Here is a 25130-nt window from a genome sequence, read left to right on the forward strand (position 1 = left end):
GGTTTCAGCCGGCCAGTGGAATTTTGATTTCCACCTTGAGGCCATCGGCCTGAAAATCGCGTCTGATCGTGCCGCGCAGCTCGCGCGTGACATTGAGATCGATCAGCTTGGTGCCGAATCCCGTCCGCGATGGCGCCTCTACCCTCTTCTTCCCCGCCTCCCGCCAGTTCAGCGCCAGCGTCCGCTCGCGCCCCCGCCCTTCCAGCGACCAGTTCACCTTGAGAGCGCCAACGAAATTGCCGGCTTCGCCGTATTTCAGCGCGTTGGTGGCGAGTTCATGAAAGGTCAGCCCAAGCGCCTGCGTCGTTGTTTCATCGAGCAGCACCTCCGGGCCTGACAGGAGCCCGTCCGGCAGTTCCTTGCCGAACACTTGGCCAAGCTCGATGCGCAGCAGATCGGCAAGGTCGGCTTTCTGCCAGCGCGAGCGCGTCAACATGTCCTGCGAGGCGGCCATCGCCTGCAGCCTGGCCGAGAAGGAAGCGGAAAACTCATTGACGTCGGTTGCCCGCGAAGCCGTCTGCCGCGCGATCGCCAGCACCCTGGTGATGGAGTTCTTGATGCGATGCTTCATCTCCTGCAGCATCAGGTCCTTTTCGAGCAGGCTTTTTTCCGTCGTCTCGTGCAAGGCCGACACCGCGTCATAGGCTCGCTCCTGATAGCGCGCCACCAGCGCGATGGCGCCTGCCAGGAGCAGGCCGAACAGCCCCAGCATCACGGGGATGGCGCGCGAAGAGGGTTGCGAGAAGGCGCTGGTTGGCCTGAACAATACGGTCCACGGGCGTCCCGCCACGGTCATCTTGCGGGTGACCAGCAGCCGGTCTCCCAGGGATGAGGCCGGTGGCGTCTCCGAGCGGAACAACAGATTGTCGCCGTTCACCGCTCCATCATAGATCTCGGTGTTGACCGGCAGCAGCGGCGCACGGCTGAGCGCGATCTGGAACAGGTCCCGGGCCCGAAAGGCCGCATAGAGAAAGCCGGCGGTCGAGGACCGCGATGCGTTGATGACCTCCGGTGCGGTTTCCACATTGAGCCGCACATAGACCAGGAAGCCCGTGAAAGTCTGCGCCACGCCCGTGCCCTGGCCGAGTTGCACCAGCCCGCTCGCATGCTGCTGGTCATCGGCCATGGCTTTTTCGATCGCCGCACGCCGCACCGGCTCGCTGAACATGTCATAGCCGATGATGGTCTGGTTGGACGGATCGAGCGGCTCGAAAAGCGCGATCGGCGTGCGCCAGGCCTGCGTCGTATCCGGATAGACCGGATGACTGGCGCCGAAATCGTGGAGGGTGTCGCGTTCCACCGCTGCCTCGTCGCCCGTCCTGACCAGCCGCAGGAAGCCGATGCCTCGCAGGCCGGCGAAATTGTTGCCGACATCCAGCGCCTTGAAGAATGCCTTGAACTCGTTCTGGGAAATATCGCCGTTGCGTGCGTCGAACAGGGCCTGTGTCGAGCGCAGCAGCGACAGGTGCAGGTCGATGCGGCTCTCGATCCGGTTGAGGGCGTCATCGGCCGCCCCTTCGAACTTGATGCGGGCGGCTTCCTGCGTCGCGAAATAAGCGAACCCCGCCATGGTCATGCTGATCAGTGCAACGGCAATGAACGCGACGATTGGAAAAAGCTTCTTCAACGGATGATGCGGTCCATGAGCAAAACAGGACCTTTTATGGGCAAGTCGCCGGGCCAACACAATGGTCAGGCCACACCATCGTGATCACTGGCATATCACGTGACCGGCAACGGGGCGTGCCCGAAGCGGCCTGACCGGCCTCAGGCGGCGATCTTCAGCGCGCCCGGCCCCGGTATGGCACCTGGAGGACATTTGCCCAGGATGATCATCCCAAGCACCTCGTCCTGAGTGACGTCAGTCGTGCGGGCGGTGCCGACCACCTGGCCATTCTTCATCACGCAGACACGGTCGGCCAGCTCGAACACGTCGTGGATGTCGTGGCTGATCAAGAAGATGCCTATGCCATCGGATTTGAGCTGCCTGACCAACTCGCCGACCTGGGCGGTTTCCTGGGGCCCAAGTGCCGCCGTCGGCTCGTCCATGATCAGGATGCGGGCATTGAACAGGATCGCGCGCGCGATCGCCACCGATTGCCGCTGACCGCCCGACAGCTTGATCACCGGTTCCTTGAAGCGCTGGAAGCGGGGATTGAGCCGCCCCATCACCTTGCGCGCCTCGGCCTCCATGGCGACGTCGTCGAGCGTGCCCCAGGCGGTCATCAGTTCGCGGCCGAGGAACAGGTTGGCGGCGGCATCGACATTGTCGGCCAGCGCCAGCGTCTGGTAGATCGTCTCGATACCATATTTCTTGGCGTCGCGCGGGTTGGAAATCGCTGCCTCCTCGCCATTGACGAAGATCTGGCCCGCATCGCGTTTGTAGGCGCCGGACAGGATCTTGATCAGCGTCGACTTGCCGGCGCCGTTGTGGCCGAGCAGTGCCACGACCTCGCCGGGGAAAAGATCGATCGAGGCGTCGTCGACGGCGCGGATGCCGCCGAAGGCGATCGAGATGTTGCGCATGTCGACCAGCGGCGTGCCAGTGGGCGCAGTTGTGAGGGCCCTTACGGGAGCGGTTTTGTCAGCCATGGTCGTATCCCTAAACCCGCTTGCGATAGACGGTGTCGAGCCAGACGGCGATGACCAGCACGGCGCCGACGACGATGCTCTGCAACGGCGAATCGACACCGAGCAGCACCATGCCCGACTGCAGCGACTGCATCAGCAATGCACCGAGCATGGCGCCGATGATGGTTCCCGAGCCGCCGGCAAGCGAGGTGCCGCCGATGACGGCCGCGGCAATGACCAGCAGCTCATCCAATGTTCCCAGCACATTGGTGGACGAGTTCTGCCGGGCCGACGAAATGGCGGCGGCGATCGTGGCCAGCACGCCCATGATCATGAACACCTTCATGGTGATCCAGCGCGTGTTGATGCCGGCGAGATTGGCCGCTTCCGGATTGCCGCCGATAGCAAAGACATAACGGCCGAAACGGGTGCGGTTGGTGATGAAGGTCATGACCAGACCGACGGCGACCGCCATCAGCACCGGTATGGCGATGCCGTGGGCGATGAACAGCCCGCCCTCCGGCACGGTGATGTTGTTGGCGGCCGCGTACCGGTTCACGATCCCGATCGGCCATGGATAGGAGTTGGCTAGCCAGACCGCGCCCATGATGACGGCGCAGGTGACGACGCCGAGCAGCGTCTCGGCCCAGATCGGCCGCAGGGGGAAGCGGAAGCGCTTGCGCTGGACCCGCCCGTTGAACAGCGCGAACACGACGGCCAGGCAGGCGACGATGCCGACGACCCAGCTCCAGGTGGCGCCGATCGATCCGGCCGGTCCGCCGCCCATAAGCTGGAACGTGGCGTCGAGCGGTGCCACCGTCTGGCCTGACGTGACCCACCAGGCGGCGCCGCGCCAGACCAGCAGGCCACCCAGCGTGACGATGAAGGCCGGCACTTCGAGATAGGCGATGATGAAGCCCTGGAAGGCGCCGATCAAAAGCCCGAGCGCCAGACCGATGACCAGTGCCAGGACCCAGATCCATGGGTTGCCGAGTTCAAGTCCTACGAACCGAACCAGGAAATGTACCTGCGCAAAGCCCATGACCATGCCGATCAAGCCCTCGGCGGAACCGACGGACAGGTCGATGTTGCGCATGACGATGACCAGCACCATGCCGCAGGCCATGATGGCGACCGCGGACGTCTGCACCGACAGGTTCCACAGATTGCGTGGCGTGAGGAACGTGCGGCTGTCGAAATCGAGCGGATTGACACCAAGACGCAGGCTCGAAATCACATGCAGCGCGACCCAGATCAGCAGCAGCGCGCCGATCATGCCGAGCATGCGGGTATCGATCTCGGTCGCCTTCAGGAAACGCGCGACCGCGCCGAGTTCCGACGCACGCGCCGTATCGGCCTGCGAGGTTGAGGTCGTGTCGGTCATGATGTCCTCCCAGCGGCTTGCCGTCTGACGCGGAGCCGGACCAGAGCCCAGAAGTTAGCCGCCAGCGGCGGAAACACAAATCTTGTCGGGAAAACGCCGCGGCTTGGAAGCAATTCCAGGAAAAGTGCGTAAGGGTTTTTGTCCGGAATTGCGAAGACAAGGAAATTGGAACGGCCAGTGTTCAGAACACTGACCGTTCCACGCCGCGGCGTTTCCGACTTTTCAGGCGATCAAGCTCAGTTGCAGGCCGCGACGTTGCCCGCGGCAACGCCCGTGCAGACTTCGTCCTTCTTGATCCAGCCGGCGTCGATGACGAGGTTGAGATTGTCCTTGGTGATGGCCACCGGGGTCAGGAACAGCGACTTGACGGTGTTGCCGCCAGGCGTCGTGAAGTCCTTCACGCCGGCGATGTCGGTCATCTTCTTGCCGTCGGCGAGTTGCGAGGCGATCTCGGCGGCGTTCTTGCCGAGTTCGCGCGCGTCCTTCCACACCGACACGGTCTGGGTGCCGAGCGCGATGCGGTTGAGCGCGGCGTGGTCGCCGTCCTGGCCGGAGACCGGCACGGTGCCGGCGAGCCCCTGCGCCGTCAGCGCCGCGACGACGCCGCCGGCGGTGCCGTCATTGGCGGCGACCACGGCGTCGACCTTGTTGTCGTTGGCGGTGAGGAACTGTTCCATGTTCTTCTGGGCGTTGGCGGGCAGCCAGCCGTCCGTATAGGCTTCGCCGACATTCTTGATCTTGCCGCTGTCTATGGCCGCCTTCAGCACTTCCATCGAGCCCGAGAACAGGAAGTCGGCATTCGGATCGGCGCCGGAGCCCTTGATGAAGACGTAATTGCCCTCAGGCTTCACCTTGAACACTTCGCGGGCCTGCATGCGGCCAACTTCCTTGTTGTCGAAGGTCAGGTAGAAGACGTCCTTGTTCTCGATCAGGCGGTCATAGCCGACGACCGGAATGCCCTCGTCGAGCGCCTTCTGTACCGCCGGGCCGATGGCCGACGCGTCCTGCGCCAGGATGATCAGCGAATTGGCACCCTGCGAAATCAGGCTCTCGACATCGGTCAGCTGCTTGCCGGGATTGGACTGCGCATCGGCGGAAATGTACTTGTCGCCCGCGGCCTCGATCGCCTTCTTCATGGCCGCCTCGTCGGTCTTCCAGCGCTCCTCCTGGAAGTTGGACCACGACACGCCGATGACCTTGTCCTTTGCCTGCGCGACCGACGCCAGCGTCAGCGACATGGCGACACCCGCCAGAATGGCGACTGTGAATCTCTTCATGATATCCTCCCTGCGCCCGCGTGTGGCGCGACCAAACTGGCCCTAAGGCCGGCACAAAGGCCCTATTTTTTCGAGCCTCGAAAAAACACTGGTCCATCGCCTGAGCACTGTCAACATTGATTCTGACGCATTTTGAGGTGCCAGAAGCCTTTTTTCGAGCCCCGCAATAAATAAATGACAGCCCCAGCCGCTTCTGCCAGTATTCGACCCGTTGCCGGAGGTGTTCGAGGGGGCGTCAAGAACCACGGCGACGGGGAGGGAATGATGTCGGTCGGAATCCGCCACGACGATCTGCGCCGGCGCAACCGTGCAATGGTGATTGGAGCCGTGCGCCGGGGTGGCCAGCCCTCGCGCACTGAGATCGCCGCCACCACCGCCCTGAGCCACTCGACCATATCGGCGATATCAGCCGATCTGATCGGCGAAGGTATCCTGAGCGAAGGCAAGCCGAACGAGGCCGGCTCACTGAAACGCGGCCGGCCGCAGGTGGGCCTTTGTCTCAACCCCGAGGCCGCGGCGGTCATGACCGTGGTGCTGTCGCTGAATTTCCTCTCCGTCGCCGTCATCGACTACGCCGGCCAGGTGATATCGGAGGAGCAGCGCCGGCTGGACACGCTGACCATGTCGCGCGAGGCGCTGATCGGCGAATGCGTGGCCATCGTCCGGCGCCGCCTCGAGGATCCCGACCTCGATGTCGCCAGCATTGCCCGCATCGCGCTGGCGATCCAGGGCATCACCGACACCGAGGCGCGCGCCATGCTGTGGTCGCCGATCACGCCGCAGACGGACATTGCCTTCGCCGATATACTCGAAGCCGAATTCGGCATCCCCGCCACCATGGAGAACGACTGCAACATGATGGCTGTGGCGCTGCGCTGGCGCGACCCCGAGCGCTACCGCGACGACTTCATCGCCATCCTGCTCTCGCACGGCATCGGCATGGGCCTAGTGCTGAAGGGCGAGCTGTTCACCGGCACCCATTCCTCGGGCGGCGAGTTCGGCCACATGATCCATCGCCCCGGCGGCGCGCTCTGCCGCTGCGGGCGGCGCGGCTGCGTCGAGGCCTATGCCGGCAACTATGCCATCTGGCGTAATGCAGGACAGATGGGTGAGGACGCCAAACCGGTCGACGTCAGCGACGCCGACATGCGCGCATTGGCGGCCACGGCGCGCGAAAGAGACGGACCGGAGCGCGAGGCCTATCGCAAGGCCGGCGAGGCGCTAGGCTATGGGCTTGGCAGCTTGTTCGCGCTGATCGATCCGGCGCCGGTTGCGATGGTCGGCGTCAGCGCCGCCGCCTTCGATCTGATCGAGCCGGCCTTGCGTGAGGCCATCGCCCAGACCGCCGGCGGCCAGCATTCGAAATCGATTTCCTTCGATACAGAGCCGAACGAATTGCCGCTGATCCGCGAGGGCTGCGCCATGCGCGCGCTCACCTTCGTCGACCAGGAGATTTTCGCGCCGGGCGTGCAGGTGAGATCCGGCAAGAACGTGGCCTGATCTCAATCCTCGCGAATTGCGTAGCCTGCGCCACGGATGGTGCGTATCACATCGGGCATGCGGCCATTGTTGACCGCCTTGCGAAGGCGCCCGACATGCACATCCACGGTGCGCTCGTCGATGTAGATCGTCTCGCCCCAGACATTGTCGAGCAACTGGCTGCGCGAGAACACGCGGCCAGGATGGCGCATCATGAATTCGAGCAGCCGGAACTCGGTCGGTCCGAGCCGGATCTCGCTCTTCTTGCGATAGACCCGGTGCGATTCGCGGTCGAGCACGATGTCGCCGACCTTGAGCACGCTGGACAGCACTTCCGGCTTGGCGCGGCGCAGCAGCGCCTTGACCCGGGCCATGAATTCCGGCGTCGAGAACGGCTTGACCAGATAGTCGTCGGCGCCGGTCGAGAGGCCGCGCACGCGATCGCTCTCCTCGCCACGCGCCGTCAGCATGATGATCGGCAGTCGCTCCGTCTCGGGCCGCATGCGCAGGCGCCGACAGAGTTCGATGCCGGAAACCGCCGGCACCATCCAGTCGAGCACCAGGAGGTCGGGCACGTTTTCCTGGAGGCGTATCTCGGCTTCGTCGCCGCGTGTCACCACCTCGACCTGGTAACCCTCGGACTCCAGGTTGTAGCGGAGGAGCACGCCCAGCGGCTCCTCGTCCTCCACCACCATGATGCGTGGCGCGATCATCGGTCGATCATCCCTGCCGTCAAGCCGCCGGCACCGACATCGCCGTCTCGTCCTGCTTCGGACGGTTGGCGGGCAGTTGCGTGCCGGTCAGCACATAATACGCATTCTCGGCGATGTTGGTCACATGGTCGCCGATGCGTTCGAGATTCTTGGCGCAGAACAAAAGATGCGTGCAAGCCGTGATGTTGCGGGGATCCTCCATCATGTAGGTCAGGAGTTCGCGGAACACCGAGGTGTATTTGACGTCGATGCGTTCGTCGTCATTCCTGAGCTTGGCGAGGGCGGCGGCATCGCCGGCCGCATATTCCTCGACCACGCCCTGCACCTGGATCAGCACCAGCTGCGCCATGGAGTCGATGGAATGCGACAGGTCGCGCGGCGTGGCGGTGAGGCCGACGGAGCCGACGCGCTTGGCAATGTTCTTGGCAAGGTCGCCGATGCGTTCGAGATCGCCCGCCATGCGGATCGAGCCGACGACATGACGCAGATCGTCGGCCATCGGTTGGCGCTTGGCGATCAGGGTGATGGCGCGATCATCGAGTTCGCGCTGGCGTGCGTCCATGATGGCGTCGTCGGAGACGACGCGCTGTGCCAGCGCGTTGTCGGAATTCAGCAGCGCCTTGGTGGCGCCGCCGACCATCGTGCCGGCGAGATCGCCCATGTCGCTGATCAGCCTGCTGATCTGTCCGAGATCCTCGTCGAAGGCTGCGACTGTGTGTTCGGCCATGATCCTGGTCCTCGTATGCGTGAGATCAGCCGAAGCGGCCGGTGATATAGTCCTGCGTGCGCTTCTCGCGAGGCGACGTGAAGATTTTCTCGGTCTTGTCGAATTCGACCAGCTCGCCCAGATACATGAAAGCCGTCTGCTTCGACACGCGCGCGGCCTGCTGCATGTTGTGGGTGACGATGACGATCGTGTAGTCGGCCTGCAACTCGTCGATCAATTCCTCGATCTTGGCGGTCGACAATGGGTCGAGCGCCGAGGCCGGTTCGTCGAGCAGGATGACCTCCGGCTTGACCGCCACGGTGCGGGCGATGCAAAGCCGCTGCTGCTGGCCGCCCGACAGGCTGAGGCCGCTGGCGTTGAGCTTGTCCTTGACCTCGTTCCACAGCGCGGCGCGTTTCAACGCCTGCTCGACACGGCCGTCCATCTCGGCCTTGCCGATCTTCTCATAGAGCCTGACGCCGAAGGCGATATTCTCATAGATCGACATCGGGAACGGCGTCGGCTTCTGGAACACCATGCCGATCTTGGTGCGCAACAGGTTGAGGTCCTGCGAGCGGTCGAGAACGTTCTGGCCGTCGAGCAGCACCTGACCCTCGGCGGTCTGCTTGGGGTAGAGCTCGTAGATGCGGTTGAAGACGCGCAGCAGCGTCGACTTTCCGCAACCCGACGGTCCGATGAAGGCCGTCACGCTGCGCTCGGGCAGCGACAAGGTGATGTCTTTCAGCGCCTTCGACTGGCCGTAGTAGAAATTGAGGTTCTTGACCTCGATCTTCGCCTTGGCGGCTGCCTCTGTCGCAATCGTCATGTCTGGAGACAACATCTGGCTCATTTGTCCTCTCTGCGTCCGGTCAGGCTGCGCGCAAAGATGCTGAGCGCGAGAACCGTCAATGTGATTATGAGTGCGCCGGTCCACGCCAGTTGCTGCCACTCCTCGTAAGGGCTGAGAGCGAACTGGAAGATGGTCACCGGCAGGCTGGCCATCGGCGCATTGAGATTGCTCGACCAGAACTGGTTGTTGAGCGCTGTGAAGAGTAGCGGCGCCGTCTCGCCGGAAATGCGGGCAATGGCCAACAATATGCCGGTGACGATGCCGGACATCGCCGCGCGGTAGGCCACCGAACGGATCACCACCCAGCGCGGCGCGCCAATCGCCGTGCCGGCCTCGCGCAAAGCGTTCGGCACAAGGTTGAGCATGTCCTCGGTGGTACGCACCACGACGGGAATGACCAGGATGGCCAGTGCCACGGCACCGGCGATGGCCGAGAAATGCCCCATCGGCCGTACCATCAATTCGTAGACGAACAGGCCGATGATGATTGAGGGCGCCGACAGCAGGATGTCGTTGATAAAGCGCACCACGGTGGTGAGCTTCGAAAAGCGGCCATATTCGGCCATGTAGGTGCCGGCCAGCACGCCGATCGGCGTGCCGACGACGATGCCGATAATAGTCATCACGATGCTGCCGTAGATGGCGTTGAGCAGGCCACCGGCATCACCGGGCGGCGGGGTCATTTCCGTGAACACTGAGAGCGAAACGCCCGACAGGCCCTTATAGAGCAGCGCGCCGAGGATCAGCGCCAGCCAGGCAAGGCCGATGCCGGCGGCGACGACGCAGAGCGTCATCATCACGCCGTTCTTGCGCTTGCGGCTCTGGTGAAGCGATGCGGCTGTCGACATCGGTCAGACTCCGGTACGGGCATCGATGCGCATCAGCATGTAGCGGGCGATGGCAAGGATGAGGAAGGTGATGACGAACAGGATCAGGCCGAGCGCCACCAACGAGGAAGTGTAGAGATCGCCGACGGCTTCGGTGAATTCGTTGGCGATGGTTGCCGAGATCGTCGTTGCCGGCGCGAACAGCGAGGCGCTGATCCGGTGGGCGTTGCCGATGACGAAGGTGACCGCCATGGTTTCACCGAGTGCACGGCCGAGCGCAAGCATGACGCCGCCCATGATGCCGATGCGGGTGTAGGGGACGACGACCCGGCGTGTTACCTCCCAGGTCGTGCAGCCAATGCCGTAGGCGGACTCCTTCAGCACCGGCGGCACCGTATCGAACACATCCTTGGTGATCGAGGTGATGAAAGGCAGGATCATGATGGCCAGGATCATCGCCGAGGTCAGCAGGCCGATGCCATAAGGAGGCCCGGCAAACAGGCTGTTAAGGCCGGGAATGCCGTGGAACACGTTGATGATGAAAGGTTGCACTGTCGTCTGCAGGAACGGTGCCAGCACGAACAGGCCCCAGATGCCGTAGATGATCGAAGGAATGCCGGCCAGCAGTTCCACCGCCATGCCGATCGGGCGCCGAAGCGGACGCGGGCAAAGCTCGGTAAGAAAAATGGCGATGCCGATGCCGAGCGGCACAGCGATCAGGATGGCGATGGCCGAAGTGATGATGGTGCCATAGATCGGCGCCAGGGCGCCGAATTTCTCGGTGACGGGATTCCAGCTCTCGGTGGTCAGAAAGGAGAAGCCGAAGGTCGACAGTGCCTGCCAGGAACCGGCGAACAGCGAGATGGCGACGCCGCCGAGCAGCACCAGCACGAGAATGGCGGCGGCGCGGGTCAGCCCATGGAAGATCGAATCGGTCAACGCGAACCGTCTGACGGTGGCGTCGCGTGAACCTCGAATGGCTGGCAAGGCTTCGTGGGCAGCGCTCATGTCAAGCTCGGCTCTTTGTGTTGATTGAAAAGGAGCGCCGCGGGGCGGCGCTCCTCCAGAAAGATATTACTCGCCGGCGTAGACGGGCTTGCCGTCGGCCTTGATGTCGGCCTTCCACGAAGCCTTGATCAGGTCGACGACGCTATCGGGGATCGACACATAGTCGAGCGCCTTGGCGGTTTCCTTGCCGTCCTTGTAGGCCCAGGCAAAGAACTTGAGCGCTTCGCCGGTGGCTGCGGCATCGTCCGGGGTCTTGTGGATCAGCACCCAGGTCGAGGCAGCGATGGGCCAGGTGGCGTCGCCCGGCTCGTTGGTGATGATGACGTTGAAGTTCTTGGCGCCCTTGAAGTCGGCGTTCGAAGCAGCCGCGCCGAAGGATTCGAGCGACGGCTCGACGACCTTGCCGGCGGCGTTCAGCATCTTGGAGTAGGAGAGATTGTTCTGCTTGGCATAGGCATATTCGACATAGCCGATGCCGCCGTCGGTCTGCTTGACGGTGTTGGCAACGCCTTCGCTGCCCTTGGCGCCGACGCCCGTCGGCCATTCGACGGCCGTATCTGAGCCGACCTTGTCCTTCCAGTCGGGCGAGAGCTTCACGAGGTAGTCAGTGAAGTTGAAGGTCGTGCCCGAGCCGTCCGAACGATGAACGACGGCGATAGCGGTCGACGGCAGCTTAAGGTCCGGGTTCAGGGCCTTGATCGCGGCATCGTCCCAGGTGGTGATCGCGCCGAGATAGATCTGGGCCAGCGTCTTGCCGTCGAGGACGAGTTCGCCCGGCTTGATGCCCGTGAGGTTGACGATCGGCACGATGCCGCCCATCACCATCGGGAACTGCACGAGGCCGTTCTTTTCCAGATCGGCGTCGGACATCGGCTTGTCGGTGGCGCCGAAGGTCACGGTCTTGGCGATGACCTGCTTGATGCCGCCGCCCGAGCCGATCGACTGATAGTTGAGGCCGATGCCAGTATCCTTCTTGTAGGTGTCGGCCCATTTGGCGAACACCGGATAGATGAAGGTCGAGCCGGCGCCGGAAAGGTCAGCTGCCATTGCTGCGGAAAGGGTGAGGGTGGACGCCGCAGCCATTGCAATCGCAACGGCCGCCGAGCGGATGAAATGTCTCATGTGGCCTGCTCCTGTTCGGAAGATGGTCTCTCGGCGCCACTTCTTGCCGGCGCCGCTGAGGCCAATAGCCTTCGATTATAACAGTCGCATGACAGTTTCATGTCAGCCCGGTAACGCGTTGCCGGCAACGCGAAAGACGCTGATCTCGGGCGCTCGCGGCGCGGTCCGAGTTTGCCGCCGGAATCAGGGGCTTGAGCCGTCCGACGGCTGGAATCACCACGGACTCGACCAGGCTTTTCCCAAATGAAGAAAATCCGGACGGGAGCGCGTTGCTCGCAGCCAGAGCGTGTCATGGCCGGGCCATCGCCAAAAACAGGTCCGTTGGGGTAGAGTGACACTGTTTCTTGCAGGCGGTCGCTGCTCCCGCCCGTAACTGAGAAGAGCGGAATTCGATTTCGCTATTGTTCCGGCTGGACACGGCCTTTGATATGGCGCGATCGCACCATAGTCATTGCACGCAGCGGTAGCAGCGAATCTCCGCTGATTCCTTGTTGCCTCCCCGGATCCTGCAATTCAGGCGACGCGGGCTCTATCCCGCGTTGCGGTGGACCTGACGGCCGGCGCCGACCCAGCGCTCGACCTTCTCGAGCAGGGCCCTGGGGCTGATCGGCTTGGGCAGATAGTCGTCCATGCCTGCCTCCAGGCAGCGCTCGCGGTCGCCCTTGAGCGCATGCGCGGTGACGCCGACGATCGGCACATGCGTGCCGGTCTCCTGCTCCAGCAGGCGGATCGCGGCCGTCGCTTCGAGACCGCTCATCTCCGGCATCGAGACATCCATCAGGATCATGCACGGATTGAGCGTACCGAAGGCGTCGAGCGCCTTGCGGCCATTGCCGACGATCTCGAAGCCATAGCCGGTCTCGCCGAGGATTTGCGTGAACACCATCTGGTTCACCTCATTGTCCTCGGCCACCAGGATATCCAGCCTGTGCCCGCCGGCCGTCGCGGGCAGCCTGGGGCGAACCTGTGGCGGCTGCAATTGCGCGCGCTGCTCGGATGGTGCCAGGGGCGGCGGCCGGGACGCCTCGGGCGCCTCGCCCGTGAGCGGTTGAACGGCGTGGCCGCTGGTGGCGTGGCGATGGCGCTGGATGGTCGCGACCAGCGTTTCCAGGAGCACCGAGGAGCGCGCCGGCTTGATCAGCTGGGCGTCGATGCCAAGATCGCGGTAGCTGGTGTTGGCAAGCGACTGGTCGACCGATGTCAGCATGATGATCGGCGTGTCCGCGAGGCCCTCGGTGTTGCGCACGATACGCGCCATTTCGGCGCCGCTCATTTCAGGCATCTGGTAGTCGAGCACGACGCAGTCGACCGCCACGCCATAAGCTGCCGCGGCGATCAGCACCTTGAGACCTTCGGCGCCGCTTTCGGCCGCGCAGGAATCGAACGTCCACGAGGTCATCTGCTCGGTCAGGATGGCGCGGTTGACGGCGTTGTCATCGACGATCAGCACGCGTGCGCCCGTCACGTCCACCGGCGTGATGCGCTGCCCGCTCTGCTGCCCGGCCCCTGGCAACGTTACGGTGAACCAGAAGGTTGACCCCTTGCCTTCGGCGCTCTCGACGCCAATGTCGCCGCCCATCAGATCGACCAGCCGCGAGGTGATGGCAAGGCCAAGCCCGGTGCCCTCGTGGCGCCTTGTCGAGGACGTATCGACCTGGCTGAATTTCTCGAACACCAGTTTCAGTTTTTCCTCGGGGATGCCTATGCCGGTATCGGTGACCGAGATCGTCAGCCTGGTTCCCGTTGGAACCCGTTCGCCGGTCACGTCGACCAGCACGTGGCCTTCATCGGTGAACTTCACCGCATTGCCGAGCAGGTTGGTGACGATTTGCCGGATGCGGCCGACATCGCCGATGAACAGGCTTTCGAGCCGTGGCTCGATGCGCACGATGAGCTCCAGATCCTTTTCCTTGGCCCGTGTCGACACCAGCGTCGCCACGTCCTCGATCGCCTCGGCGAGATTGAATGGCGCCGGGTCGAGCACCAGCTGGCCGGCATCGATCTTGGAGAAATCCAGGATGTCGTTGATGATGGTCAACAGCGCGTTGCCCGATTTGACGATGATGTCGGTGAATGTCTTCTGCTTCGGATCGAGATTGGATTTGGCCAGGAGTTCAGCCATGCCCAGCACGCCGTTCATCGGCGTGCGGATCTCGTGGCTCATATTGGCTAGGAACTCCGACTTGGCGCGGTCGGCGAGCACGGCGCGCCGGCGCGCCTCGCTGAGCTCCGCCTCGCGCTGCTTGAGTTCCGTAATATCTGTGGTCGAACCGATCAGGTAGAGCGAACCGTCAGAGGCGATCATTGCGCCCTTGCGGGCGAACTGATGCCTGACGCTGCCGTCTGAAAGGCGCACCGTCTCCTCGATCTCCTGGGTCTCGCCGGTACGCAGCACGGCGAGATCGCTGGCCACGAAGGCCTCGCCATCCGGCCCGAAGATCTCGACGTCGGTCTTGCCGATCGCCTCCTGCTTGCTGAAGCCGGTGAGATCGCACCAGCCCTTGTTGACATAGAACTGCCTGAGATCGGAGCGCTTGGCGTAGATCGACACCGGCACGTTGTCGATCAGGCTGCGGAACACCTCGTTCTCGCGCATGCTCTCTTCCAGAGCTTGCTCGCGCGCCTTGACGTCGGTGATGTCGGTGCTGGATCCGACCAGATGCACCGATCCGTCCGTGGCCACCAGGCGGCTCTTGCGCGTCATCAACTGCCGCACCGTTCCGTCACGATGGGTGACGGGCTCCTCGACCTCGCGCACATTGCCGTTCGTCACGACATCGGTATCGTCCTGGCTGAAGCCCTCCGCTTCCTCGCCGTTGAACAGCTGACGGTCGGTCCGGCCGATGACGTCGTCCTTGGCGAGACCCGTCAGCGCGCACCAGGCCTTGTTGACGAATTCGATGCTCAGGTCCTGCGCCTTGATGAAGGCGGCTACCGGCAACTCGTCCATGACATGGCGGAAGAGATCGATCTGGCGCATCGAATCATGAAGCGCCGCCTCGCGGCTCTTGAGGTCGGTGATGTCGACGCGCACCCCGATGAACGTGCCGTCGCCTGTGCGCATATCGTAGACCTGGTACCAGCGGCCATCCGCATTGAGGCGCTCATAGGAGGAATTCGGCAGACGGTAACGCGCCAGGATGCCGTCAAGCCAGCGTTCGGAATCGCCTTCGTACAGGCTGTCGATCCCAGGATCGCCACTCGAACGGAAATAACCCACCGAATGGCCGAACTCCAGCGCTTCGCGGAAGGTGCGGCCGGGCTGCCACAAAGGCTTCAGCGCCGGCAACGTATCCTGCAGCCTGTGGTTGGCGAAGACGAACTTGTCGTCGCGGTCGTAGATGATGACCCCCGCCGGCAGCGATTCCAGCACGCTGGCGAGATGCTTGCGCGCATCTTCGGCTTCGGTCTCGCGCCGCTTCATGTCGGAGATGTCGAACAGAAAGCCGGCGACATAGTCGCGGCCGCTTGCCATGCGGACGCGGTTCTTCCTGACGATACGCGAACGGGTGCCGCCGCCGGCCTTGAAGCTTTCTTCCACTTCGTATTGCTGTCCGCCGGCCAGCACCTCGCGTTCGCTGCTTTCGAACAGCGCGACCTCGTCCGGCCCGAGGAAATCGCTTCCCGGCCTGCCAAGCATGGCCTGCGGCGCCTGCTTGAACAGCGCCGCGAAGGCCTCGTTGACGAAGACGAAGCGCAGATTGTCGTCCTTGACGAAGATCGGATCCTTGACCCCGTTGATTACTGCTTCCGCCAGCCGCGCCTTTTCCAGCGCTTCGGCAAGTTCGGCCTCGCGATCCTTCATGTCGGTGACATCGACATAGGAAATGAACCGCTTGCCGCCGGCCAGCGGCGCCATCGACGAGATCAGCGTCCTGCCGTCATTGCGCGGGAACTGCCTCGCTCCAGCTGTGCCGGCTCTGATTTCAGCCTCGCGTTCGGCGACATGCCGGTGCCATGTCGCGTCGTCCGAACCATACGGGTCGATGTCGCGGCTGGCTTCCATCAGATCGAGGAAGCTGCAGCCGGTCTCGGCGCGCCGGGCGTCGATCTGCCAGAAATCGTAAAAGGCGCGGTTGATGACCTCGGCATGCATGTCGGCATCGAGGACAAGAACACCGATCGGCATCTGATCGACCATGGTGCGGAGATTGGCGAAAGTCTCGGCTATCTTGGCGTTGGCATTCTCGATCTCGGCGTCCCGCCGCTTGACCTCGGTGACCTCATAGTAGGTCAGCAGGCGTTTGCCTCCCGACAGAGCCGTGACGGAGAACATCATGGTGCGCCCGTCGGTGTGGGCAAACTCCCGAGGTGCGACGGTGCCGGCCTTGATCTCTTCGATGCGCGTGGCGAGGTAGCGCTGCCATTGCTCTTCGTCGATGTCGCCATAGATGCCGTTGCGGCGATTGAGTTCCATCAGCAGGCTGAACGGCGCGCCTACCGTCACGGCCCCGTCCGGAATCCTGGAGAGATCGCGGTAGGCCTTGTTGACGATGAGCGTATCGAGCCTGGCGTCCAGAAGCACGACGCCCATATGCATGGCATCCATCGTCCGCTCGAGATCGGCGAGATGCTGGACGGCATCGCCGCCAGCCGCCGGCTGCATGGCCTCGAAGGCGCTGGCCAGCGCGGTGACGTTGCGGCCCAGGCCGCGATAGCCGACGAATTTTCCTTCGCTGTCGAAACGCGGGAAGCCTGACGTCAGCACCCAGCGGCAGTCGGGGCGGCCCCCCTTCAGTTCGTAGACGAAGTCGCGGAACGGCCGGTGCGCCTGCAAATCCTCCAGATGCGCCGCCGCACCGCGGTTGCCCTTCAGGACCTGGTTGAGAAAATCGAAGCGGAACCGGCCAAGCACCATTGCCGGATCGATACCGGTTGCCGCCTGGTAATCTTGGGAAAGCCAGGAAAAGCGCAATTCCGCGTCGGTTTCCCAAATCCAGTCCGAGCCCGCTTCGACGAGTTGGCGCAGCGCGTCGGCGCAATCCATGTCGACGCCGGATGGCCCATCGCCGCCAGGCGCGGCTGCCTTGCCGGGCTTGCGCTTGCCGCGCACGCCGATTGCTTCGTCCGATTCCGCCATGCTGTCCCCACCCCGAAAATCAAGGCCGAACCCTCCCTCCGCGGTCCGTCGGCGGAATGTGCCGTAGAAGCATTAACGATCCGCTAACCTTAACGGCGCAACCGGCCTGTTCCTGCTGCGTTATTCCGTCCGGTTGTGGCGCGGAGCAAGGCCGCGCTATAAGCATGCACAGGGGTGTTGCTAATGTACGGACGGATAGGGCCTTTCTTGCTGGGCGTGGCGCTGCTTTTCGGCGGCGGCTGCTCTCGCAGCTATGACGGCACGGTGGTTATTCCGCGGCCGCTCGACGCCAGGCGAATCTGGGACCGGCCGCCGCCCAATGTCGACTACCAGCCGCAGGTCGACAACAGCGCCTTTCCGGGTCCACCCCAGCCTCCTGGGCGGTTTAACGAGCGCAGGGTCGTTAAGCCTGCGCCTCACAGACGGTCTCAGACCAGGGCGACAACGCCCTCTCATCCGTCATCGGGCCCCGAAAAACAATTGGCATGCAGGAACGTAAGCGCTCCCGGCCAAAGAGTTCGCATGGTTTGCGACTAATGCATAAAAACAAAGACCTAAAGCGCGGCGCCTGAATCCGCTTCGACGCGGCGTGCTTTGGAACGGTTCGGCTCTATAGCGTTGCCGCGCCCTTCCTCGGTTCCTTGGCGCCGAGCTTGTCGAGAGCAAGCCGAACCTGGCGCAGATCGTCCTGCCAGCCGTCATCGTCGCCCATCGGGCTCTCCGACGCCGCCCGTTGCAGCCCGCGCGCCTCGGATTCGATCTTGCGCAATTCAGCGATCTTCTGGTCGGTAGTCAGGGAGCCGTCTTCGACGATCTCCAGTACCCGCATATCCCTGAACGTGGCCATGGCGCTTCTCCCTGCCTGATATCGACCACAACGCCGGGAAGCGGGCCCCTGTTCCGAAGACGGCCGTTCCCGCGAAAACACTCGTGGGTCATTCAGCCGGGAAAAAGGCGGGGCCGACCACACGCACCGTCCGCTGGCCGGCCTCGATCGACTGGAGCTGGGTGGCCGTCGGCGGGCCGATGCGTCGAGCCTGCGATCAATCAGGCGTTACCGGTGTCCGGCACTGAAACCTTTGCCCGTACTGCCGCGTTGAGGCGCAAAGGAGAACGCGCGATGTCGATGCATTTCACCGTATCGGAGCTGACAAGAAACCTTTTTCACTCCCTCGGGCTGGATCACGGGCGTGCCCCACGGCCGCTCAACCCCGAGCAAAACCTGTTACTGGAGTGCTATCTGGCCGGGCAGATTCCGGAATCGGCCTGGAGCGACTACGTCTTCGAGACCCCGGATCTGGCACGGCATGCCGAAGCACGGCGCCTGAGCCATTGATCTGCGGCGATCGGGGGAAATGACACCCGACCCGGTTCTCCGGTTCGACGAACACCCGTGCCGATGCCCGCTCCATGGCAGGCGTTCTTTGGGCGCTACCGCTATTGCTTGGGCGAAACGAATTGCTGCGTGAACACGTTGCCGGCAATCCCTTGCGACAGCGCCGGCGATAAACTCAGCGGCGTGCAATTCTTCACCGCCGCTATTGCCGCATCGATGAACGCCTTACGTGCCTTGTCGTCGCCAGCCACCTTGGCGGCGGTTGGTCGCGGCGGCCCTATCAGAGTACCGTCGCGCTTGAAACTGAAACTCAGGGTTACAGTCGAATCTCCGGCACCGGCAGGCGGTGTCCAGCAGGACTGGATCGCGGTCCCGACATCGTCCATAGTGTTGAGCGTTGCGGCAGATGCGCATACGACACCTGCCGACATCACACCCGCAATCGCCAGTTTTGCAGCACGTTTCATCGCAAGCCCTCATCGTCACGACGGTCCGGCAACCCGCCGGACTGCTGTGATCGATGGTAGAGCCGACATGGGCAATGACAATATCCCTTGCCAAAAAGTTGTTCGAAGAAAGCCGACTGCGAAGCCGCCCTGGCGCCTGGCCGATGCGAGCCATGTAGCCCGAAAAAGCAAAAAGGCCGGCACGGAGCCGACCTTTCCTTTCCGCCTCGGCAACTGCGCCAGTACATCCGTGGTCGCAGGCCGAAAGCGAATTGTCCCCAGTAGACAGGCTATTGGTAAACCAAACCTTAACCTGCCTGCCGTCCCCACCCGCAAGGCTAGGAATAGATGGCCGCGATGTCCATGATTGTCGCGATAGGACGGCCTACGCGACGGCCCTGAACTCGGTTTCTGGTATCGTTCCAAGCCCGGCACACTGCGCGCATATCATGGTCTTTCCCGGGCAACCGCTTTGATGTGTCCCGTGCGGGCAGCAATACCCTTTTGAGGCACGCCATCTCGAGCAGTCGAAAACCTTTCCACCGCCATGGCAGTGCGTGCATGTCGTCCCAACAGAGGCCATTCCAAACTCTACCCGACCCAAACCCGCGTTGCCGCGAAAGCTATCCCCGCTCCGCAAGTATCAGAGATCGCAGTGCTTTCAAGCGTCGCGGCTTGACTTAAATTGGGTGGATTCGGGGTATGGGAAGCCCGGCCTCTCGCAGGCTTTGCGTGCTCTTTCGAGGTATGCGGAGCCCATGCCGGACGGGTCCGAAACTGCAGGATTGTCTGTAGGTCAACGACAGGAACGTTGCCTGGTACGCCCAAGGGGAATCGAACCCCTGTTCCCGCCGTGAGAGGGCGGTGTCCTGACCGCTAGACGATGGGCGCGCTCAAGAAGGGGCGATATAGGCTGACGGCCGGGAAAAAGCAACTGGGGTTCGGCGGCTTTGCCGCATCGAATGAAAAGCCGCCCCGCGTTACCGTTTCGGCTGGATCAGGTCCCACAGATTGCCATGCAGATCGGCGAAAACCGCCACCGTGCCATAGGCTTCGTGACGCGGCGCCTCGCGGAATTCGACGCCCTTGTCCAGCATCGCTGCATGGTCGCCGGCAAAATCGTCGGTTTCGAGGAAGAGAAAAACCCGGCCGCCGGTCTGGTTGCCGATGCTTTTCCTCTGCGTCTCGTCGGACGCCTCGGCCAGCAACAGCCTGGCGCCCTGCCCGTCGGCCGGCGCGACCGTGACCCAGCGTTTGCCGCCGCCGAGATCGACATCCTCCGTCAGCGTAAAACCCAGCCGCTCGACATACCAGGCGATCGCCTCGTCATAGCTGGCGACGACCAGCGCCACGGTCGCGACACGACGGTGTTCGGCAAACCCGGTCATGTCGGTGGCAAATGTGTTTGCCGCATTGGCGCCGGCCTATTTGTTGCGGATCGCAAAACGGCCGATCAGGCGGCGCTCGGCGATATCGTAGACGAAGATCGCACGGCTGCCGTCGGCAAGCTCGGCGTCGATCGAAAGGCGGCTGCCCGACAGTGACTGACCGACCACCCTGGCGCCAACCGGCAGAACGATGTCCCCGCTGAGCGGTTCGCCAGCGGGCACCTGGACGTCGCCGGCCAGCGGCGGGCTCACCGGCGTTGCCTTGCGTGATTTGTAGACAATCGCCGCGATCACCACCATAAGAGCCAGAAAGAGCAGGCCGAGATTGATGGCCATGAAGCGGATGAGCTTGCCGCGCAGCTTGTCGACTTCGGGGGCGAGCGGTTTTTCCTGCTCTTCATCGGCATCGGGCCGGGCCATGGCAAACATTCCGGAATGGTTTTTCGATGAGCGCTCATAGCGAAGAGGCCCCCGAATTGATAGAGGACGTGTTGATAGAGGCCGCGCCCACCTTGCTGGTCGCCGGCGCGGATGCGGCCGGCCAACGGCTCGATCAGTGGCTGGCGGCAGCCCTTGGCCCGGACATGTCACGCAGTCGCGTGCAGATGCTGATAAGGCAAGGCGCCGTCGTCATCGACGGCAAGCCGGTCGACGAAACCAAGCGCAAGATGCGCGCGGGCGAAAATGTGTCCGTAGCCATGCCGGAACCGGAGCCGGCGCAGCCGCAGGGCGAGAACATTGCGCTCGACGTGCTCTACGAAGACGACGAGTTGATCGTCATCAACAAGCCGGCGGGGCTCGTCGTGCACCCCGGCGCCGGCAACTGGACCGGCACGCTGGTCAATGCGCTGATTCATCATTGCGGCGACAGCCTGTCAGGCATTGGCGGGGTGCGCCGCCCGGGCATCGTCCATCGCCTCGACAAGGAGACCAGCGGCGTCATGGTGGTCGCCAAGACCGACCGTGCCCACAAGGCTCTGTCGGAGGCGTTCGCCGACCACGGCCTGACCGGCGATCTCGAGCGCGCCTACCTGGCGCTGGTCTGGGGCATACCGCAGAGGCCGACCGGAACGATCGATGCACCGCTTGGCCGCGCCTCCGACCGGGTTCGCCGCGCCGTGGTGCCGGAAGGCCGCGACGACGCACGCCACGCGGTCACCCGTTTTGCCGTGCAGGAGCGTTTCGGCGAGGGCCAGCGGGAATTCGCTGCCGCTAGCCTCGTCGAATGCCGGCTGGAAACCGGTCGCACCCACCAGATCCGCGTCCACATGGCCCATATCGGCCATCCCGTGATTGGCGACCCGGACTACGGGCTAGCCTTCCGCACCAAGGCCAATCGGCTGCCCGAACCGCTGAAACGCCAGGTCGAGGCATTTTCCCGGCAAGCTTTGCATGCATGGCTCCTTGCATTTCGGCACCCGACTACCCATCTAACGATGAGGTTCGAGGCGCCGTTACCGGGGGACATGGAGGAACTCGTCGGCGGCTTTCGCAAGCTGTGAACCTGCCATCAAAAAACCTGAGTGGCATTGTTCACTTCAGCGTGACACACTGTTTCGTGTTGAACAAATGCTGTCTTTTCTGGTTTTGTTCCTGTATAAGATCTGTTGTCGCGAGCGAGCCTTTTGGTGTTCGCGTCACATGCCTGCCGCGTTTCGGGGGCATCACTCCAATAGAGAGGGGGCGCTATCATGGCCCAGTCATTACCCAGTATCGTTTCCGGTGAAGGCGGCCTCAGCCGCTATCTGGAAGAAATCCGCCGCTTTCCCATGCTTCAGCCGCAGGAAGAGTACATGCTCGCCAAGCGTTACGCCGAGCATGAAGACACCACGGCCGCGCACAAGCTCGTCACCAGCCATTTGAGGCTCGTCGCCAAGATCGCCATGGGCTATCGCGGCTATGGCCTGCCGATCGGCGAAGTGATCTCGGAAGGCAATGTCGGCCTCATGCAGGCCGTCAAGAAATTCGAACCCGAGCGCGGTTTTCGCCTCGCCACCTACGCCATGTGGTGGATCAAGGCCTCGATCCAGGAATACATCCTGCGCTCGTGGAGCCTGGTCAAGATGGGCACGACCGCCAACCAGAAGCGTCTGTTCTTCAATCTCCGCAAGGTGAAGGGCAAGATCCAGGCGCTGGACGATGGCGACCTCAAGCCCGACCAGATCGCCGAAATCGCCACGCGGCTGAACGTTTCCGAGGCCGAAGTGGTGTCGATGAACCGCCGCCTGTCCGGCGACGCGTCACTCAACGCGCCGATCCGGGCGACGGAAGGCGAGTCCGGCGAATGGCAGGACTGGCTGGTCGACGACCACGAAAGCCAGGAAGAGATGCTGATCGAGCAGGACGAGCTGGAAAACCGGCGCGGCATGCTGTCGGGCGCTCTGGCCGTGCTCAACGATCGCGAGCGGCGCATCTTCGAGGCGCGCCGCCTCGCCGAGGAGCCGCTGACGCTCGAGGAACTGTCGGCCGAGTTCGACATCAGCCGCGAGCGCGTGCGGCAGATCGAGGTGCGCGCCTTCGAGAAGGTGCAGGATGCGGTCAAGGCCGCCGCCAAGCGACAGATGCAGGCGCTGCGCACGATCGAGGCACAGCCGGCGGCTTAAAGCCGGCTTCGCGCAGGAAGTAGCAGGGCGGCGTCAGGAAACTGGCGCCGCCCTTTTTGTACGCCGTAGCCGGGCCACGGTTGCCTCAAAGCGAATCCAGCGGAAATTTGAGGTAGCGCCGGCCATTGGCTTCCGGCTCTGGCAGCCGCCCCCCATTGATGTTGACCTGCAGCGCATGCAGGATAAGCCGCGGCATCGGCAATGTGCGATCGCGCGCCTCGCGTAGCGCGACGAACTCGGCCTCTGTACGCGCGGCGACAAGATGGATGTTGGTCGCCTTCTGCGCCGCGACCGTGCTTTCCCACATCGGTTCGCGCCCGCCGGCCTGGTAATCATGGCCGACGAACAGCCGGGTTTCCTCCGGCAAGGCCAGGATGCCCTGGATCGAGCGCCACAACCGCGCGGCGCTTCCACCGGGAAAATCCGTTCTTGCCGTGCCGCTGTCGGGCATGAACAGGGTGTCGTGGATGAAGCCGGCGTCACCGATCACATAGGTGATCGATGCCAATGTATGTCCAGGCGAGAACAGCACCCTGACCGGAAGGGTTCCGATCCGGAAGGTCTCGCCCTCGGCGAACAGCCTGTCCCACTGTGAGCCGTCTGCCGGAAAGTCCGGCCAGTTATAGATCACCTTCCACAGTGCCTGGACGTCGACGACCTTGTCGCCGATCGCCATCGGCGCGCCGGTCCTCTGTTTCAGGTAATGCGCCGCCGAGAAATGGTCAGCGTGGGGATGGGTATCGAGAATCCACTCGAGCTCCAGCCCGTTTTCCCCAATGAAATCGAGCAAGCTATCCGCGCTCATCGTACTCGTCGCGCCGGATTTTTCATCAAAGTCGAGGATCGGATCGATAATGGCGCATCGCTTCGTCGCCGGGTCAGCGACGACATACTGGATGGCCCCGGTCGGCTTGTCATAAAAACCGCTGACCTGCGGCTTCGCCAAAGTTATCTGCACGTCCGGCTTCCCCAGACCTAGCCGGCAGGAACGATTTTCTCCGCCGGAACCCACCGTGAGCATGGTTGTCCGCCCCGACGAACCAGTCAAGCATGACTTGGTTCGCAGGAGCGGAAAACGCCGGAAACCATTCCGGCGTGCTGGCTCAGGCGGAGGGCTGCTTGGTCTTCCTGAGATAGGGCAGGATGGTCTCGTAGGCGCCGAAGCGCTTGATCGCATCCTCGTTGGAAACGGCGGCGGTAATGATGACGTCCTCACCCTGTTTCCAGTTCGCCGGCGTCGCCACTTGATGCTTGGCGGTGAGCTGCATGGAATCGACCGCCCGCAGGATCTCGTCGAAGTTGCGCCCCGTGGTCATCGGGTAGGTAAGCACCAGCTTGATCTTCTTGTCCGGCCCGATGACGTAGACCGAGCGCACGGTGGCGTTGTCGGCGGGTGTGCGGCCTTCCGAAGTTTCGCCGGCACCGCCTGGCAGCATGTCATAAAGCTTGGCGACCTTGAGGTCCTTGTCGCCGATCAGCGGGTAATGCACCGAATGGCCGGTCGCCGTCTTGATGTCGTCCTGCCATTTGCCATGGCTTTCGACCGGGTCGACCGAAATGCCGATGATCTTGACGTTGCGCTTCTTGAACTCGCCCTCGAGCCCGGCCATCGTGCCAAGCTCGGTCGTGCAGACCGGCGTGAAATTCTTCGGATGGCTGAACAGGATCGCCCAGCCGTCGCCGATCCAGTCATGGAATTTGATGGCTCCCTGCGTGGTCTCGGCGGTGAAGTCCGGCGCGATATCGTTGATACGAAGACTCATGACCTATCCCTACCCCTTGTGAATGTGGCCGGATCTTCGCCGCCCGGCGCCCGGCACCTGATCGTAGCACCGCAGCGCGACTGATTAAACGCTGGAGATGACGGCCATTCACTCGATGGGCAAAAATTTTTCCCCACACGCGGGATCAGGCCAAAAATACGTCGTGGTATCGGGCATGAGACAAGCGGCAGGAATCGGCAAAGACGCCTCAGGCCTTGTTGATTGCCAGCGTCGCCGACAAATCTTCCATACGCTGCGCCAGGGCGCCGAGTGCGCTGGTCAGCACGCTGTCGCTCTTGTCGGCCTTGGTCAGCGCCTCGTCGCGCGTCTTGCGCAAGGTCAGCACTTCGCTTTCCATGCCCTTGACGCGCTTCTGCAGCTCGGAAAGCTCGTCCATCACCATGATGCCGGCCATGACGGTCAGCCGCTGGTCGCCGATCTCGCCGAAGGAATCCTTCAGGTGCGAGACATAGCGGTCGAAACGCTCGGCGAGATCAATCAGATGCTCTTCCTGGCCCTCGTCGCAGGCCATGCGGTACTGCTTGCCGTCGATTGAAACCGTGACCTGTGCCATCGG

22 protein-coding genes and 1 tRNA gene are annotated in these 25130 nt (G+C 63.0%); 4 read left to right on the forward strand and 19 right to left on the reverse strand.

The window, feature by feature from the left end:
* Nucleotides 1-4: 4 nt before the first annotated feature.
* From LB557_RS12860 to xylF, 4 genes are all read right to left on the reverse strand, one after another.
* Nucleotides 5-1627 (reverse strand): CHASE domain-containing protein, encoded by a 1623-nt coding sequence (locus LB557_RS12860; RefSeq protein ID WP_224642750.1) that lies wholly within the window; start codon nt 1625-1627, stop codon nt 5-7.
* Nucleotides 1628-1767: 140 nt separating this feature from the next.
* Nucleotides 1768-2592, reverse strand: coding sequence for an ATP-binding cassette domain-containing protein (locus LB557_RS12865; RefSeq protein WP_015315391.1), 825 nt, complete (start codon nt 2590-2592; stop codon nt 1768-1770).
* A gap of 10 nt (nt 2593-2602) precedes the next feature.
* The gene (locus LB557_RS12870) at nt 2603-3955 is read right to left on the reverse strand and encodes a sugar ABC transporter permease (protein ID WP_224642749.1); all 1353 of its coding nucleotides are present in this window, start codon (nt 3953-3955) and stop codon (nt 2603-2605) included.
* A gap of 236 nt (nt 3956-4191) precedes the next feature.
* A complete protein-coding gene (gene xylF / locus LB557_RS12875; RefSeq protein WP_224642748.1) occupies nt 4192-5232 on the reverse strand; it encodes a D-xylose ABC transporter substrate-binding protein in 1041 nt (346 codons plus the stop codon).
* A 264-nt stretch (nt 5233-5496) separates the two neighbouring features.
* Here xylF and LB557_RS12880 point away from each other — a divergent pair, with 264 nt between their 5' ends.
* On the forward strand, nt 5497-6732 hold the full coding sequence (locus LB557_RS12880) for an ROK family protein (RefSeq protein ID WP_224642747.1): 1236 nt from the start codon (nt 5497-5499) through the stop codon (nt 6730-6732).
* Between the two features lie 2 nt (nt 6733-6734).
* Here the strand turns inward: LB557_RS12880 and phoB are convergent, their stop codons facing one another.
* From phoB to LB557_RS12920, 8 genes are all read right to left on the reverse strand, one after another.
* Entirely contained in the window at nt 6735-7424 is a 690-nt protein-coding gene (phoB, locus tag LB557_RS12885; RefSeq protein WP_010911896.1) for a phosphate regulon transcriptional regulator PhoB, read from the reverse strand.
* Nucleotides 7425-7443: 19 nt separating this feature from the next.
* Nucleotides 7444-8151 carry a phosphate signaling complex protein PhoU gene (gene phoU / locus LB557_RS12890; RefSeq protein ID WP_015315387.1) on the reverse strand — a complete coding sequence of 236 codons (708 nt, stop codon included), beginning with the start codon at nt 8149-8151 and terminating at the stop codon, nt 7444-7446.
* Nucleotides 8152-8176: 25 nt separating this feature from the next.
* Nucleotides 8177-8980, reverse strand: a complete 804-nt coding sequence (pstB, locus tag LB557_RS12895; protein WP_140509733.1) for a phosphate ABC transporter ATP-binding protein PstB — start codon at nt 8978-8980, stop codon at nt 8177-8179.
* A complete protein-coding gene (gene pstA, locus LB557_RS12900) occupies nt 8977-9828 on the reverse strand; it encodes a phosphate ABC transporter permease PstA (protein ID WP_140662985.1) in 852 nt (283 codons plus the stop codon). The genes pstB and pstA overlap by 4 nt, the downstream gene beginning before the upstream one ends.
* Before the next feature lie 3 nt (nt 9829-9831).
* Nucleotides 9832-10815, reverse strand: coding sequence for a phosphate ABC transporter permease subunit PstC (gene pstC, locus LB557_RS12905; protein WP_140712709.1), 984 nt, complete (start codon nt 10813-10815; stop codon nt 9832-9834).
* Nucleotides 10816-10881: 66 nt separating this feature from the next.
* Nucleotides 10882-11937 carry a phosphate ABC transporter substrate-binding protein PstS gene (gene pstS, locus LB557_RS12910; protein WP_015315383.1) on the reverse strand — a complete coding sequence of 352 codons (1056 nt, stop codon included), beginning with the start codon at nt 11935-11937 and terminating at the stop codon, nt 10882-10884.
* A gap of 529 nt (nt 11938-12466) precedes the next feature.
* A complete protein-coding gene (locus LB557_RS12915) occupies nt 12467-17017 on the reverse strand; it encodes a PAS domain-containing protein (RefSeq protein ID WP_224642746.1) in 4551 nt (1516 codons plus the stop codon).
* Between the two features lie 610 nt (nt 17018-17627).
* A complete protein-coding gene (locus LB557_RS12920; protein ID WP_224642745.1) occupies nt 17628-17864 on the reverse strand; it encodes a hypothetical protein in 237 nt (78 codons plus the stop codon).
* A 273-nt stretch (nt 17865-18137) separates the two neighbouring features.
* On the opposite strand from LB557_RS12920, the gene LB557_RS12925 reads away from it, so the two are divergent.
* Complete coding sequence (locus LB557_RS12925; RefSeq protein ID WP_140720378.1) at nt 18138-18353, forward strand: hypothetical protein; 216 nt, start codon at nt 18138-18140, stop codon at nt 18351-18353.
* 101 nt (nt 18354-18454) lie between these two features.
* On the opposite strand, the gene LB557_RS12930 is transcribed toward LB557_RS12925, so the two are convergent.
* The 4 genes from LB557_RS12930 to LB557_RS12945 form a co-directional block, all read right to left on the reverse strand.
* Nucleotides 18455-18820, reverse strand: coding sequence for a hypothetical protein (locus tag LB557_RS12930; protein WP_224642744.1), 366 nt, complete (start codon nt 18818-18820; stop codon nt 18455-18457).
* A gap of 795 nt (nt 18821-19615) precedes the next feature.
* Nucleotides 19616-19690: transfer RNA gene (locus LB557_RS12935), tRNA-Glu, on the reverse strand.
* Nucleotides 19691-19779: 89 nt separating this feature from the next.
* The gene (locus tag LB557_RS12940) at nt 19780-20187 is read right to left on the reverse strand and encodes a VOC family protein (RefSeq protein WP_140712697.1); all 408 of its coding nucleotides are present in this window, start codon (nt 20185-20187) and stop codon (nt 19780-19782) included.
* Between the two features lie 36 nt (nt 20188-20223).
* Nucleotides 20224-20607 carry a fimbrial protein gene (locus tag LB557_RS12945; RefSeq protein WP_140616707.1) on the reverse strand — a complete coding sequence of 128 codons (384 nt, stop codon included), beginning with the start codon at nt 20605-20607 and terminating at the stop codon, nt 20224-20226.
* Between the two features lie 26 nt (nt 20608-20633).
* Here LB557_RS12945 and LB557_RS12950 point away from each other — a divergent pair, with 26 nt between their 5' ends.
* Complete coding sequence (locus LB557_RS12950) at nt 20634-21689, forward strand: RluA family pseudouridine synthase (RefSeq protein WP_224642743.1); 1056 nt, start codon at nt 20634-20636, stop codon at nt 21687-21689.
* Nucleotides 21690-21878: 189 nt separating this feature from the next.
* Entirely contained in the window at nt 21879-22790 is a 912-nt protein-coding gene (rpoH, locus tag LB557_RS12955) for an RNA polymerase sigma factor RpoH (RefSeq protein WP_015315375.1), read from the forward strand.
* Between the two features lie 85 nt (nt 22791-22875).
* Here rpoH and LB557_RS12960 read toward each other — a convergent pair whose 3' ends face one another.
* The 3 genes from LB557_RS12960 to LB557_RS12970 all read right to left on the reverse strand — a co-directional run bounded on the left by LB557_RS12960 (nt 22876) and on the right by LB557_RS12970 (nt 25127).
* Nucleotides 22876-23748: an MBL fold metallo-hydrolase gene (locus LB557_RS12960; protein WP_140720091.1), complete on the reverse strand. Its 873-nt coding sequence runs from the start codon at nt 23746-23748 to the stop codon at nt 22876-22878.
* A gap of 145 nt (nt 23749-23893) precedes the next feature.
* Complete coding sequence (locus tag LB557_RS12965; protein WP_015315373.1) at nt 23894-24553, reverse strand: peroxiredoxin; 660 nt, start codon at nt 24551-24553, stop codon at nt 23894-23896.
* Between the two features lie 208 nt (nt 24554-24761).
* Nucleotides 24762-25127, reverse strand: a complete 366-nt coding sequence (locus LB557_RS12970; RefSeq protein ID WP_015315372.1) for a cell division protein ZapA — start codon at nt 25125-25127, stop codon at nt 24762-24764.
* Nucleotides 25128-25130 lie beyond the last annotated feature (3 nt).

Origin of the sequence: Mesorhizobium sp. BR115XR7A (assembly GCF_020165315.1) — a bacterium.
GTDB classification, from domain to species: Bacteria; Pseudomonadota; Alphaproteobacteria; order Rhizobiales; family Rhizobiaceae; genus Mesorhizobium; species Mesorhizobium australicum.